Here is a 15,294-nt window from a genome sequence, read left to right as displayed (position 1 = left end):
ATAATGAGTGCAATGCCAGATTGTTAAAGATATGGCTAGAAACACGAGAAATCTTTGTTTTGTAATAATAATCAGTTTAATTGCATAAGAATAAAATTGCCTAACAACTTATTAACTAAAGGTTAATCCTAATTCTAAAGTCTAAAAACCGAAAGACAGGTGATATTGATGAGTCATAATTATATGGGAACACTTCCAGATAGAATTGTTGGCATTCAGAGACTTGAAGCTCTTTTGATAGAAAATGGTTATTTGATATGCCAGTTTAGCGGCGAAAAAATCTATGACCTTACTGAAGTGGTGGCAATCTTTTTACCATTAAGTTCAACATCTGATCAGGTTGTTGCAGTGCGCAGCAACTATGCCCCGGAATTTGTACAAAAATGTTTATCTAGTCTTCAATAGTAGAAGAATACATATAGCAACAGTAGGTAGAGCTCCAAGCCCTATCTATTTTTGTTTTATCTAGAGGTCTTTGTTAGGTAAGGGCATGAAGACAGGCTTCAGAAAGTTAGGACCAAAGACTAGGACTTCCTTTGCGTTTTTGCGACTATTGCCTTATATCTTGATATATAATCCGGACTTATAATATGAAGTAATAGTACAGAATTATTACCGGAGTCTAGCCCCACAGAAGAAGTAGAATAAGGAATACCTGAAAAATTAGAAGTCTCAGAATTGAATAATCTTAAAAGAGTTTGATATTCCCGTCAAGATTCCTTTTCTAAGGTTGCGTTTAAAACTAACCCTACTGCAAGCAGTAGGGTTCTTCACTCAGAGGAGACACATGCGAGTCAAATATGATTACTATTGTAGATTCCACATTGTTTTATAACTGAAAGTTAGGAGGACTACTGTGAAACGCATCAGTGTATTGATTGTCGATGATATCAGTGACACCAGGAATAGTATCCGGCGGTTGCTTCAGTTTAAAAATGATATTGAGGTATTAGGTGATGTTGGATCAGGATCTGAAGCGATATTGTTTACTGAAGCCAAAAGACCGGATATTATCTTGATGGACATAAATATGCCAGAAATGGATGGAATACGTACCACTGAACTTCTTGTCCAACGTGTGCCGGATTGCTCGGTTATTATCATGTCAGTTCAAAGTGAACAGGCATACTTAGTAAGTGCAATGGTGGCTGGTGCTCGAGATTATATCGTCAAGCCTTTTTCTGGGGATGAGTTGTCAAGCATGATTGTTAAAATCTATGAAATGGATTTACATAAACAACATTCAGGCACTACAAATAGCTCTTCGTTATAGAGAAATGTGATTTGTAGTAGAGAGATGACCTCCTGAATAGCCTGTGCCTTTAAATAGATTCATAGAATGCACTTAAGACTTTTGTAATTGCTAAGTGATCTTTGACGCCTCCAAGCTCGCGAACAGAATGCATAGCTAAGATAGGATTTCCAATATCTACGGCACGAATATCTAGCTGTGTACTAGATATAGGTCCAATGGTTGATCCTCCGCGTTCATCGGACCGATTTACAAATTTCTGAACGGGAACATCTACAGCTTCACAGAGGGAAGAAAAAATTGCTGAAGTTTCAGCATCAGTGGTGTAACTTTGATTGGCACTTATTTTTATAACCGGACCGCCGTTAAGAACTGGATGATTAATCGGATCATGCTTTTCGCTGGCATTAGGATGAAGAGCATGTGCCATATCAGCAGAAATTAGAAACGAATGCTCAATGGCACGAAAATATGCCTCACGATCTTTTTTAAGGGCAAGTATAATACGTTCTAATACATGAGGAAGCAGAGGTGATGCTGCACCTTGCCTTGTTGTGCTGCCACATTCCTCATGGTCAAAGCAGATGAGCATTTGAGTTGGTAATGTCTGTTTTGCCATGGCCATGGCTTGTGCTCCCGCATGGATCATAGCTAAATCATCTAAACGTGAACTTGATAAGAACTCTTGTTGAAGTCCTACAAGACACCCTTTTTCTGCTTCATACAAGAATAGGTCAAAGTCTAGGATATCTTCTGGCAGACAGTTCAGCTTTTTGGCAAGATGGTAAATCAGGAGCCCTTCTTTTTGTAAACCTTCGGTGATTTGCGCCAATAAGGGCAGCATATCCTTTTGTTTATTTAATTCTAAACCCTCATTTACCCTGCGGTTCATATGAATCGATATATTCGGGATGACTAGCAAGGGCTGAGGACTACGATAAAGAATGCTTTCAGGCGTAAACGGAGAAACCCCCCGTTTAATTATGCGACCTGCCAGTGAAAGAGGGCGGTCCAGCCAAGTATTAAGGATCGGGACACCATAGGCCTCAACATTCAATTTAAGATATTTACCCTCGACTGACATCTCGGGTAAGGGTTTGACGCGGAAGGTAGGGCTATCTGTATGAGCTGCAACGAGACGAAAACCATGTTCCTCCGGTTCCCCCGAGCCAACAATGAAGGCCAGAAGTGCAGAATTATTGCGAGTAACAAAATACTTTCCGCCAGGGTGTAATGTCCATTTGTCTGACAATGATAATTCCTGAAATCCTTCTGGGATTAGGAGGGTTTTTATACTGTCTACGGCATGGAAAGACGATGGGCTTTGTTCAATAAAGTCAAGTAGTTCTTGAGCAAATACTAGTTCCTTCTTACTTATATATGAAGTTGTCATTTACATACCACCTTTCTCATCATAATTTAACTATAAGTAAATATTAGGCAAGTGGCAAATAATTATTTCCTGTACTTGAAATCAAGTATATACTAATAATAATCACTCATACTATGAAGCTTAAAACAAATACAGAATTGTGGGATATAATTTTGGAGATAAATATTAGAAATGTACATGTTGAAACACTTTCGAATCTTAACTTGCAGGATATTACTGAAATATGGAATCGCTGTTGGCTTGGTTATTATTATAATATGTCATATTCTAGAGAACATATGAAAGTTTGGCTTGAGTTAAGTCGAGTTTCTTTGGAATATTCCACAGCCATTTACCACGACAGGCGTGTTGTAGGATTTACTTTGCTTGCCATTGATAAAAATGAGGGATGGATTGCTGGGGCTTGTATTGACCCTGCATACCGTAATAATGGTCTTTTTAAAATATTACTGGGTTCACAATTAAATTTGGCAAAAAGTATCCTTCTGAAAAAAATTTACTTGGAAGTATTAGAACAGAATTATGCACGTAAAGCTTATCAAGGGGTAGGGTTTGTCAACACTCGCCAACTTAATGTCTATCGTACCCTGAATATTAAGGAGTTTAAAAATGAAATTCTTAGGATTCCTCCGGTGTTCTCGACTACACTAGATGAGTATTTTATTAATCGTAGTCACTCTTTTTTCAGCCCTGCTTGGCAGAGAAGAGAAGGGTATCTAAGACGTTATAGCACTTATAAGGCATTTCTAAATGATTCTGAAACTGCTGGCGCCTTGCTTAGCGGTGATAAGTCTGGTTTATTGCTTGATGTTTGGAGTTCTAACTTAGCGGGAGCAAAGGAAATTCTCTCGGCGATCCTACATCGCACAGATTCTATCTTGTCGCTTATCAATCAACCTAATGATTGGATTTCCACGGCTCTTCGCTCGTATGGGATAAACCCAACTGCAAACCAATATGAAATGTGTGTTGAATTGTCATAAAGTTAATATTCAGTGCATAAACTATTTGAGTCTGGATAATTAAAAGCGGGTCGGTATTTGTGCAACAGATAAGAATGTTGTTTGTCTAGTCAGTAATGAAATTCTTCCTGTTGTAAACTTATATTATTTTTTCTAGATACTTGTAATTCGGTACAAAAAAATATATAATCAGTTGTTAACTTAAACAGAAAGGAAGAATGCTTATGACACAAAAAGATCAATTAATGATTAATGCAATTTTGGAGTCTGTGGGACTAGAATCAATCAAGCCAACTCAGATCCAAAGGCGAATTCATGAAAATGGATAAGTAATATAAGATAGTTACAGAAAGGGAGCGGTATTTTGACCCGGATTCTAATCCTAAAGTGTAACCTAATTAGCTTAGACCCATTCGGAAAAAGCCAAATATGAAAGCGAGATTCTTAAGAGCTAAGAACCTCGCTTTTGTACTTAGCGAGTAATTAATGAATGGAGTGAAGACATATGGATTTATCAGTTTTAGGGATAGCCTGTAGTCCACGCCGAAACGGCAATACGACCAGATTACTACTAGAAAGTATTAAAGATGCTCACGCTGAGGGACATCAAGCAGAGTTGATTTATCTGACAGATCTTAAGATTAACCCTTGCCAAGGATGCGGAGCATGCTCCACAAAAGGAATTTGTGTAATTCGTGATGATATCTTGAAACTTCAAGACAAGTTAATAAACTGCAATCGCCTAATTATTGCTGCTCCAATATATTTTATGGGGATTAATTCTCAAACAAAAACTATGATCGATCGAATGCAAACCTTCTGGGCGCGTAAATATCTACTCAATCAAACATTGGTTAAGCCGGTAGGGCCTAAGCGAACGGGTCTGTTTATTTCTACAGCAGGAACAATGTTGCCCAATGTTTTTGATTGCGCAGAGCGATCCATAAAGACTTTGTTCCATATGTTGGATATTCAATACTCTAAGGCATGCTTATATAGTGGGATTGATCAGGCTGGAGACATTGAAAAGTCCCCTGATGCATTCGCAGAAGTACGTAGAGCCACTCGATCGTTGCTGATATCCTAAATATTAGAAAAACTTATCTAGTCGAATCATAGCTCATTATGTTATACTAATTATTACAGTATTATGCTTTAATGAAAGGAACAAAGCTTCATGCGACAAAACTCAGACCCTAAAATTGCGATTGTCACAGATAGCACAAGCGATCTTAATAAAGACATGACCGAGGAACTTGGAATTGAAATTCTTCCATTGCATGTTGTTTATAAAGATCGAGAATATCTTGATGGGCTAAATATCAGTCCGAATGAGGTATATGATAATATGGATGTTGAAGTTCCCACAACATCTCTACCATCCCCTGCAGAAATTTCAAATTTGTTTAGCCGACTGAGAGATGAAAACTATACCCATGTTCTCTCTATGCATATATCAAGTGGTCTAAGCGGCACTTACGAGACAGTAAGTCAAGTTGCAAGAGACTTTAAAGAAATGAAAATCGAAGTTATGGATTCAAAAGCACTATCAATGGGCCTAGGCTTTCCCGTTTTGGAAGCTGCTAGAAAACTTCAGACCTCCACAGATTTTCAAGAAATAGTTAAGTTAGCACAAAACGTTTCCGGCAAAACCAAACTATATTTTGTCTTATCTACATTAGAATATCTTAAACGCGGTGGACGTATAGGATATGTATCCGGTACTATAGGTGAGCTACTCAATATTAAACCGATTATCTCTGTAAATTCAGAAGGTAAATATATTACATATGCTAAAGTTCGTGGACGGGATCAATCTCTTAAAAAATTATTTGATATTTTGATTGAAAGCACTCAAGAAGGTAAATATCTTGTAGCTATAGTACATGGTGGGGCTGAACAGGAAGCGCGCAAGCTCTGGCAGAAAGCCAAAGAACTACCCAATATCAAAGAATTGTTCTTTAACCAGATTAGCCCGGTCATGGGCGTTCATACAGGCCCTGGGCTTGTAGGCGTTATAATCTCTCCTGTTGTTGCAGCTCAGTCTTAGACTGAGCTTTTTTGTATACTAACTAATCGCTCATATCGCTATAAATTACCTTCTAGAAATTAACTGAGTTGTTAAACTAAGTTTAGGTATGCTATACTCACATAATAGGGAATATTATCCAATTGTTGAGCTAGTATCAATCGGAAAACAATTAATGAATACAAAAGGAGGATTATTGGGTGAGCATTCAAGATCGATATCGCTTATGGTCGGAAAATTCCTACTTTGATGAAGAGACAAGATTAGAGCTCAAAAACATTACCGATCCACAAGAAATTGAGGAGCGTTTTTATACGGATTTAGAATTCGGAACAGGTGGCCTAAGAGGGATTATTGGTGCGGGCACAAATCGGATGAATAAATATGTCGTCCGAAAGGTAACTCAAGGTTTAGCAGAATGTGTTTGTGATCAAGGGGAAGAGGGCATGAAGCGTGGAGTCGTTATTGCCTACGATTCGCGGAGGTTCTCACCTGAATTCGCACTCGAAGCAGCCTTAGTGCTGGCACGTAATGGAATCAAAGTATATCTGTTTGAGGCACTTCGTCCCACACCGGAGTTGTCTTTTGCTGTACGCTATTTACAGGCCTTAGCAGGGATTGTAGTTACTGCAAGTCACAATCCAAAATCCTATAATGGTTATAAAGTATATTGGGAAGATGGTGGTCAGGTACCACCGGCGAAAGCAGATCAAATTCTTGCTCGTATTAACGCTCGCGAGAGCTGGCTTGGTATTGAGACCCTTACAGTAGAAGATGCTAAGCAGCGTGGTCTGCTGCAAATAATCGGTCAGGATATCGATAATCCTTATCTTGCCCGTGTCCACGAGTTGGCACTATATCCTGAACTTGACAAACAAAAAGGGAAAGATCTTCAGATTGTTTATTCCCCTCTGCATGGAGCAGGAAATATGCTCGTTCGAAAGGCACTGGCTGAACTTGGTTTTAGTTCAGTCACTGTTGTAGCAGAACAAGAGCATCCCGACCCTAACTTCACGACGGTACCCTATCCCAACCCTGAAATTCCTGCAACATTTGAACTTGCCCGTAAATATGGTAATACCCTTGAGGCAGATCTATTACTGGCGACTGACCCTGATGCTGATCGTTTAGGAGTTGCTTTGCGCACTCCTGAAGGTGACTATGTGCAGCTGACCGGGAATCAAATCGGAATTATTCTAACTTATTATATTTTGTCTCAGAAGAAAGCCTTAGGAATTCTACCAGACAATGCAGCAATCATCAAAACAGTCGCATCAACAGACTTGGCTGATCAAGTTGCGCAATATTTTAATGTTCGTGCAGAGAATGTGCTGACCGGGTTTAAATTCATAGCTGAAAAAGAAAAGGAAATGGAGGAAGGCGGCTGGGGTTCCTTCCAATTTGGCTTTGAAGAGAGTTATGGATATTTAGCTGGGGACTTCGTTAGAGATAAAGACGCAATTATAGCTTCGGTTATCTTAGCTGAAGCGGCACTTTATTATCAACAGGTAGAAAAGCGTAATTTCTTTGCCGTTCTTAATAGTATCTATCAACAATTTGGTTATTATCTAGAGGATCAAGAATCCCTGACTTTCGAAGGTAAACGTGGTAAAGAAGAAATGGCCTTAATAATGGACTCATTTCGAAACTTGGATATCCACGAAATGTGTGGCATCTTGATTGGAAGAGTAGATGATTATGAACAAAGAACGGGAAAAGACTTAAGAACCGGTGAGAACTATTCTCTTAAACTTCCGCGCTCCAATGTATTAAGGTATTCTTTTGCAGAGGGCGGATTTGTGATGGTACGCCCCTCCGGAACAGAGCCGAAAATCAAATTTTATTTTTCTGTAAGAGGAGCTACCTTGGAGGAGGCTGAAGATTTACTTCATGGAGTAAAAGAAGAGGTCATGTGTCGGATTACTAAAATTAGGGCAGGGAAATTTTAATAAAGGAATTTTATAGTAAACGTCGAATTCTCCCGAGATGAGGCGCTATCAAAAGGGGAGAATTATCTGAATGCATAAAAGTAGCCAATGGTTCGCTATTGTTAATCCACATTCCGCGAACGGCAAAACGCAGAAACGATGGCCGCATTATCATAAACGTCTGCTTGAAGAAGGATTTTTTATTGATTATACTTATACGACTGGACCGGGAGAGGGTACCCGTATCACCCGAAATCTCTTAAAGGACGGGTATACACATATTATCTCCGTGGGAGGAGACGGAACCATGAATGAGGTGGTGAACGGATTCTTCTCAGATAATCTTCTTATTAATCCACAGGCTGAACTGGCGGTTTTTTCACATGGCACCGGATGTGACTTTATTCGGACATTACAAATTCCCAAAGGGATTGAGGGTTTTATTCAAATCTTAAAACGAGGCAATAAGCGTCAAGTAGATGTTGGGGAAGTACTCTTTTACGATAACTACGGAAAGCAGCTTCAAAGATATTTTCTCAATGTTGCTGATGTTGGTTTAGGTGGGGAAACAGTTGCACGGGTTAACCAACAAAGTAAACTCCTTGGAGGGAAGCTCTCCTTTCTAATCGGTTCAGTTATAAGCATTTTTAAGTATCGCAATAAAATGATGAGCTGCGAAATTGATGGGAAAGTCATCTGCAGTGGTCGACTTAACAGTATTATGGTTGCAAACGGTCGTTATATCGGCGGTGGGATGATGATCGCTCCACAAGCTGAGTTAGATGATGCCCTATTCGATGTTGTAGTTTTAGGCGATTTCTCAACTTGGACAATCTTAAGAAATATTCCTAAGATTTATCGAGGAACCCATCTGAAAATCCCTGGTGTTGGGGTATATAGAGGTCAATCCGTGGTAGTATCATCTGATCAAAGGATTTTGCTTGATCTGGATGGAGAGCAGCCCGGACAAGGCCCTATCCAGTTTAGACTTATGCCAAGTGTACTTTGTTTATGGGGATTTTAATATCAATGTTTTATGTTAAAAATGGTCTGTTTCCACTGGCGAAGTGGAAGAGACCGTTTTTTGCTGATGTTTATAAGAAGTGAGATGGGGGGATGGGAAATAAGATTAGGGATACTCAACTTGAAATAAGGTTATCCCAAATTCCATAAAAACCTTTATCGAAATATAATCCTAAGGTCAATATTGGTCAAGAAAATGTCTGACCAATATTGACCTTAGGGAATAAATGGACTATAATTTGGATAACAAGTAAAAATTACTAAGAATCTTAAGATAGTATAAAATCTTATTAAAGAATTTTTGAGATGGAAAATTGTTGGGAATAGTTATTATATAAATAATACTTAAATGAGTTGATGAGGTGATTTTATGGATTTTAAAGACTACTATGTCAGCTTAGGTGTTTCGCCTGACGCTGACGAAAAGACAATAAAAAAAGCGTATCAGAAATTAGCTAAAAAATATCACCCTGACGTTAATCCTGGAGATAAGGGTGCCGAAGAGAAATTTAAAGAGGCAACAGAAGCCTATCAAGCAATCAGTGATCCTGAAAAACGACGTAAATACGATGAACTCCGTCAAGACTACCAGCAATGGAAAGCTCGGGGAGGAAGAGGGGACTATAATTGGGATCGTTGGCAGTCCAACCCTAGTGGTGGGAGTGGAGGATATACCTACACTATGTCTCCGGAGGATATTGCAGATCTGTTTGGTGGTACAGGTAGAACCGGAGGATTCAGTTTTGGCGGGGAAGGGTATTCGGATTTCTTTTCTACGGTTTTCGGGGGAATTGGGGGAACGGGACGGGGGTTTGGCGGAGGTGCTACTGTTGGACGTTCTCGACCAGGTCAGGATCTAGAAGTTGAGGTTCAAGTAACCCTTGAAGAATCTTATGCCGGAACTACAAGAGTCGTTAAAACCGGTGATAAACAAATCGAGGCCAAGATTCCAAAGGGTGTGCGAACTGGTTCAAAAGTAAGGCTATCAGGTCAAGGTGGAGTTGGGATATCTGGCGGCCCAGCAGGTAATCTATATTTAATCATAACCGTTAGCCCTCATCCGAGTTTTAATCGAGAAGGGGATAACTTAAGGACTGAAATTCCAGTTGATTTCTATAGAGCTATTATCGGCGGTGAAGTCAGTATCCGAACATTCGATGGGGAAGTCTTGCTAAAAATTCCTCCGCTTTCTCAAAGCGGAAAGAAATTTCGCTTAAAAGGTAAAGGAATGCCTAATTTAGAAAAGCCCACTCAGCACGGAGATCTCTTTGTCGAAGTCACAATCAAGTTGCCCGAGAATATGAGTGATACGGAGCTTTCAGCACTGCGTGAACTGGCTGCTAATCGTGGTATTAAGTAGGTATAAAGCAATTCGAGTTAATCCCTAGAAAACCATTTACCAGCTTGAAAAAGGAGTGAGTACATTATGTCATTTGACACAAATCGTTTTACCCAGAAATCACAGGAAGCAATATCAGAAGCCCAAACAATGGCGGAGAGAAATGGAAACAGTCAAGTAGAGCCTGAACACCTTTTGCTCACTTTATTAGAGCAAGGTGATGGAGTTGTTCCTCAGGTTTTAACGAAATTAGGTATAGCAGTTGGAGGTCTCATTTCAACAATTAGGCAAGAGGTTAACCGTTTCCCGCGAATTAGTGGAAGCAATGTGCAAATGAGTATCTCTCCCCGATTAAGAACTGTATTAGTGGCAGCTCATGATGAGATGGCCCCGTTTGGAGATGAATATGTAAGTACAGAACATCTTTTGCTTGGAATATGGGAAAAGGCTGGAGGGGCAGCCGAAAAGAATCTCAAGCAAGCCGGTTTAAGTAGAGAAAAATTACTTCAGGCCCTGCGTGAAATCAGAGGGACTCAGCGGGTTACTAGTCCAAATCCTGAAGGAACTTATGCAGCTCTTGAACAATATGGATTAAATTTAGTACAGCAAGCAAGGCGAGGTCGACTTGATCCGGTTATTGGGCGTGACGAAGAAATCCGCCGAGTTATTCAAACCCTTTCCAGGCGGACTAAGAATAATCCGGTTCTCATTGGCGAGCCGGGGGTAGGGAAAACTGCGATTGTTGAAGGGTTAGCTCAAAGAATTGTTAGGGGAGATGTGCCTGAGGCAATCAAAGATAAACAAGTGATTTCACTTGATATGGGAACTTTAATTGCCGGGGCTAAATATCGAGGAGAATTTGAAGAACGGTTAAAAGCAGTACTGAAAGAAATCCAGGATCGTGATGATGTAATCTTATTTATAGATGAGTTGCATACTGTGGTTGGTGCAGGGGCTGCTGAGGGTGCGATGGATGCCAGTAACATGCTTAAGCCAATGCTTGCCCGGGGAGAACTCAGCATGCTGGGGGCTACAACACTCACTGAATATCGAAAGTACATTGAGAAGGATGCTGCTCTTGAGAGACGATTCCAACCGATTATGGTTGATGCACCTACGGTTGAAGATACTATATCGATTCTGAGAGGTCTTAAAGAACGCTATGAAACTCACCACGGGGTGCGAATCACTGATGGCGCAATTATAGCTGCTGCAGTGTTATCAGATCGCTATATTAGTGATCGCTTTCTTCCAGATAAAGCAATTGATTTAATTGATGAAGCTGGTGCACGGATGCGTATGGAAATTACCAGTGATCCCTATGAATTAGATCAAATAAAGCGGCGAATGATGCAGTTGGAAATTGAACGGGAAGCATTGAAGAAGGAAAAAGATGAAGCAAGTAAAGAACGCTTGGCAAAGATCGAGGAAGAGCTAGGTAATCTAAAGGAAGAACGCTATGGAATGGAAGCTCAGTTGCAAGGGGAACGTGAGACTCTGGTTAGGATTCAACAACTTAAAGAAGAAGTTGATCGATCTCGAACCTTAATGGAGCAAGCCCAACAGCAGTTAGACTATAATAAAGCTGCAGAACTTCAATATGGTATAATTCCTAGCTTAGAGAAGGAACTTAAAGCTACTGAAGAGAAGCTTCAAGTTAAGAAAGACACTTTGCTTAAGCAGGAAGTCGTAGAACAAGATATAGCTGAGGTCGTTGCAACCTGGACTCATGTTCCGGTTACTAAACTTTTGGAAAGTGAGTTGCAAAAGCTTGTCCAAATGGAAGATCGGATTCATCAAAGAGTTATTGGTCAAGCAGAAGCTGTCCGCGCAGTAGCTGATGCTGTTCGTCGAGCACGTGCAGGGCTGCAAGATCCAAATAGGCCGTTAGGATCGTTCCTTTTCTTAGGTCCAACAGGTGTTGGTAAGACAGAATTATCGAGGGCCTTAGCAGAATTTTTATTTGATGACGAACAAGCAATGGTAAGAATTGATATGTCCGAATATATGGAAAAGCATACTGTTTCACGATTAATTGGAGCTCCTCCGGGTTATGTAGGTTATGAAGAGGGCGGACAACTTACGGAGGCGGTACGACGTAAACCTTATAGTGTTATACTATTTGATGAAGTAGAGAAGGCTCATACGGATGTTTCAAATGTTTTGCTGCAGCTTTTAGATGATGGAAGATTGACGGATGGACAGGGAAGAATCGTCAATTTTAAAAATACTGTAGTAATCTTAACCAGTAATATTGCCAGTCCGTCAATACAAGAGCTGACTCAACGTAATGCTAGTAAAGAGGAAGTTAGAAACACTATTAACGGAGAACTCCGTCACTACTTCCGACCAGAATTTCTTAATCGACTCGATGAGATAATAGTCTTCCATCCACTCGGACGCGAGCATATTGGTCAAATTGTCGATATCCAACTCAATCAGTTGTATAAACGTTTAAGCGAAAGGAAATTGACATTGGAGCTGTCCTTAAAGGCGAAAGAGCAACTCACTAACGAGGGATATGATCCGGTGTACGGAGCAAGGCCGCTTAAGCGAGTAATCCAACAGCGGTTGCAAAACTCCTTAGCACTTAAACTATTACAGGGGGAATTCAAGGAAGGACAAAGGATTCTGGTAGATATAGATGAGTTTGGAAACTACTCATTTTCCAGCAAAGAATAGAATGTCCAGATATTAATCTTCAAGGATTAGGGAGTTAGTTATGCCTGAACTCCCTAATCTTTTTTGTGGTTTTTTTGAAGGGCTTAGGGGAATGATTTGTATAGTTGTCAAGTTAACTTTATGTTATTGATTATGAAAATTACCTTTCATAAAACTTGGCTCTAATGGAGACAAACTGTATAATGTAAATAGTAATGCGAAAAGCAAGGTAAAAATAGCAAGCAATATAAAGTGAGGAGAAGCCATGTGCTTGATTTAAGTTCCATCCATATCCCTAGTTGGCAGGGTCAAGAAGGAGATGGGCGTTGTCAGATTTCCTTAACTCTACATAATACAGGGGATGGGATTAATGGACTGCTGATCGGCGGGGAAAGACCTCATATTGGAGGAGTTGTAATGGCTCTGCCAAGGCCTAGTCTTCGAGGAGAAGGATGGAGTGCTGATATTTATATCACGCCAGTGCCGGGTCACAAAGATGTAGAAGTCGCCAAGAAAGTTGCTGGGGTATTGGCTAAAGAACTCCAAAACATAGTCGTAATAACAGCCGGAATTCACTCGGATGATCTAAGTTCTGATGAACTGAGTAAGATAATAGATCATTGTGATACATTAACTGAAGTAGCCCTAGCTGCTCTGAAGTTAGACAAAACAATCATTAAGAGGTGACATTGTGCACGAAAATTTGCGGCATTTTATTGAAACTCTGCGGCGAGAAAAGCAAATCATAGAAATTGAAGCAGAGGTGGATCCATACCTTGAATTAGCAGAGATCCACCGTCGCGTTATTGATGAAGAAGGGCCAGCTTTGCTGTTTAAACGAGTAAAGGGCAGTTCTTTCCCAGTGGTAACAAATTTATTTGGAACTCGTGGTCGTGTTAATTTAGCTGTTGGACCTAGACCGGAAGAAATTGTAAAACGAGCTGTTGCAGCACTAAATCGATTGCTTCCACCGAAACCCTCTATACTCTGGCAAGAAAAGGATTGGATACTATCTTTAGCCAAGAGTGGTCTTCGAACTATCAATTCCAAGAATGCTCCCGTTCTAGAAATAAAATCTAGTTCAATAGACTTAAACACTTTACCTGTTTTAACCAGTTGGCCAGAAGATGGTGGACCGTTTATTACCTTGCCCTTAGTTTATACAGAACATCCAGTCACGAAAGAACACAATTTAGGGATGTATCGGATACAAATATACAATTCTAAACAAACAGGTATCCATTGGCAAATACATAAGGGTGGAGGTTTCCACTATCATGAAGCTGAACGATTGGGACAGGATCTGCCCACGACACTTTTCTTAGGCGGTCCACCTGCACTGGTTCTTTCCGCAATAGCCCCTCTCCCCGAGATGCTGCCTGAGCTAATTTTCACGTCTTTTTTGATGGGGGAGAAGCTGTCAAAAGTTAGGGTTCCTTCACATTCTCATGCCCTCATTGCTGAGGCGGAGTTTGCAATTTGTGGTACGGTTCCAGCTCATGTCCGTAAGCCAGAAGGTCCATTTGGTGATCATTATGGTTATTATTCACTAACCCACGATTTTCCGGTTTTTAATATTCATGCTGTATATCATCGACGCGATGCAATTTATCCGGCAACGGTAGTAGGAAAACCGCGTCAGGAAGACTATTTCATTGGAGAGTATTTACAGTCTTTATTATCGCCGATGTTTCCCGTGGTAATGCCCGGAGTTAAAGCTCTTTGGACCTATGCGGAAACAGGTTTTCACGCTTTGGCCGCTGCTATTGTACGCGAGAGCTATCATCGAGAAGCGTTAGCCCATGCCTTCCGGATCTTAGGGGAAGGGCAGCTCACTTTAACTAAGTTTTTGATCATTACGGATGTTCAGCTTGATTTGCAGGATTTTAGAACTCTCCTTGAAAAAGTGTTGGAGCGTTTTGAGCCAGAATCCGACCTTCTAATTTTGAACGATACTTCTATGGATACATTGGATTATACGGGACGACATCTTAATCATGGGAGTAAGGCTATCATGCTTGGTCTAGGATCGCCAAAACGAGAGCTTCCGCGTCAGATTGATAATGTAATACTACCAGGAATACTTGGAATTAAACCCTTTTGTGCAGGTTGCTTATTAATTGAAGCACCTTCATTTAGTAATACTCCTGAACTTGCACAGGAGGTACTGGGGCATCTTCAAAACGAGGTTCTTAATAATTGGCCTCTGGCAATTTTAGTTGATGATTTAGAGCTTGCATCAGAGACTTCGGGTTTTTTATGGCAGGTCTTTACCCGCTTTGATCCTGCCCATGACATTTATGCCCATACAGAAATTCTTAACCATCGCCTAGTATATCGTGGTCCTATTCTTATTGATGCTCGTATGAAGCCGGGCTATCCCGGTGAAGTAGTCCCGGATGAAGCGACTGTCAAACTTGTAGACCGGCGCTGGAAAGAGTATGGAATTAAAATCGGTTAGTTAAGTCCAAAAACTTACTCGAAGCTAAAAGGCAGAACTCTTGTAAACAAGGAGTTCTGCCTTTAATCTTTGGAGGATTCGTTTTATTTAAATTGATCCTTTATCATGCTAAATATTCATTAGCCTGACTACATGTCTAGTAAGCAGGTTTTTTCAAAAAGTTTGAGTTATTTGTTTGAACTGCGAATAATTTATTGCATATTTACACATCCTGAGACTGTTATGTAAACTAGTTTTTTAAAAGGA

The 15,294-nt window shown here is 40.3% G+C and carries 12 protein-coding genes; 11 read left to right on the top strand and 1 reads right to left on the bottom strand.

What is annotated here, in order from left to right; all coding sequences use genetic code 11:
* The first annotated feature begins 183 nt into the window (after nt 1–183).
* Both BLS16_RS10705 and BLS16_RS10700 read left to right on the top strand, forming a co-directional pair.
* Nucleotides 184–405 (top strand): hypothetical protein, encoded by a 222-nt coding sequence (locus tag BLS16_RS10705; protein WP_242876256.1) that lies wholly within the window; start codon nt 184–186, stop codon nt 403–405.
* 451 nt (nt 406–856) lie between these two features.
* Complete coding sequence (locus BLS16_RS10700) at nt 857–1,273, top strand: response regulator (RefSeq protein WP_092333084.1); 417 nt, start codon at nt 857–859, stop codon at nt 1,271–1,273.
* Nucleotides 1,274–1,322: 49 nt separating this feature from the next.
* On the opposite strand, the gene BLS16_RS10695 is transcribed toward BLS16_RS10700, so the two are convergent.
* Complete coding sequence (locus BLS16_RS10695; protein WP_092333083.1) at nt 1,323–2,645, bottom strand: M18 family aminopeptidase; 1,323 nt, start codon at nt 2,643–2,645, stop codon at nt 1,323–1,325.
* A gap of 113 nt (nt 2,646–2,758) precedes the next feature.
* Here BLS16_RS10695 and BLS16_RS10690 point away from each other — a divergent pair, with 113 nt between their 5' ends.
* From BLS16_RS10690 to BLS16_RS10650, 9 genes are all read left to right on the top strand, one after another.
* Nucleotides 2,759–3,628, top strand: a complete 870-nt coding sequence (locus BLS16_RS10690; RefSeq protein WP_092333082.1) for a GNAT family N-acetyltransferase — start codon at nt 2,759–2,761, stop codon at nt 3,626–3,628.
* 484 nt (nt 3,629–4,112) lie between these two features.
* Complete coding sequence (locus BLS16_RS10685; protein ID WP_092333081.1) at nt 4,113–4,694, top strand: flavodoxin family protein; 582 nt, start codon at nt 4,113–4,115, stop codon at nt 4,692–4,694.
* Nucleotides 4,695–4,784: 90 nt separating this feature from the next.
* Nucleotides 4,785–5,657, top strand: a complete 873-nt coding sequence (locus tag BLS16_RS10680) for a DegV family protein (protein WP_092333080.1) — start codon at nt 4,785–4,787, stop codon at nt 5,655–5,657.
* A 179-nt stretch (nt 5,658–5,836) separates the two neighbouring features.
* Complete coding sequence (locus BLS16_RS10675; RefSeq protein ID WP_092333079.1) at nt 5,837–7,585, top strand: phospho-sugar mutase; 1,749 nt, start codon at nt 5,837–5,839, stop codon at nt 7,583–7,585.
* A gap of 70 nt (nt 7,586–7,655) precedes the next feature.
* Nucleotides 7,656–8,588 carry a diacylglycerol/lipid kinase family protein gene (locus BLS16_RS10670; RefSeq protein WP_092333078.1) on the top strand — a complete coding sequence of 311 codons (933 nt, stop codon included), beginning with the start codon at nt 7,656–7,658 and terminating at the stop codon, nt 8,586–8,588.
* Between the two features lie 369 nt (nt 8,589–8,957).
* The gene (locus tag BLS16_RS10665; RefSeq protein WP_092333076.1) at nt 8,958–9,947 is read left to right on the top strand and encodes a DnaJ C-terminal domain-containing protein; all 990 of its coding nucleotides are present in this window, start codon (nt 8,958–8,960) and stop codon (nt 9,945–9,947) included.
* A 66-nt stretch (nt 9,948–10,013) separates the two neighbouring features.
* Nucleotides 10,014–12,608 carry an ATP-dependent chaperone ClpB gene (gene clpB / locus BLS16_RS10660; RefSeq protein WP_092333074.1) on the top strand — a complete coding sequence of 865 codons (2,595 nt, stop codon included), beginning with the start codon at nt 10,014–10,016 and terminating at the stop codon, nt 12,606–12,608.
* 246 nt (nt 12,609–12,854) lie between these two features.
* Nucleotides 12,855–13,274, top strand: a complete 420-nt coding sequence (gene lpdD / locus BLS16_RS10655) for a prenylated flavin chaperone LpdD (RefSeq protein WP_092333072.1) — start codon at nt 12,855–12,857, stop codon at nt 13,272–13,274.
* Between the two features lie 4 nt (nt 13,275–13,278).
* Nucleotides 13,279–15,048, top strand: a complete 1,770-nt coding sequence (locus BLS16_RS10650; RefSeq protein WP_092333070.1) for a UbiD family decarboxylase — start codon at nt 13,279–13,281, stop codon at nt 15,046–15,048.
* Nucleotides 15,049–15,294 lie beyond the last annotated feature (246 nt).

The sequence above is a fragment of the Desulfosporosinus hippei DSM 8344 genome (genome assembly GCF_900100785.1).
GTDB lineage: Bacteria > Bacillota > Desulfitobacteriia > Desulfitobacteriales > Desulfitobacteriaceae > Desulfosporosinus > Desulfosporosinus hippei.
Note: the sequence above shows the minus strand (reverse complement) of the source record. Positions and strands in the feature narration are given on the sequence as shown.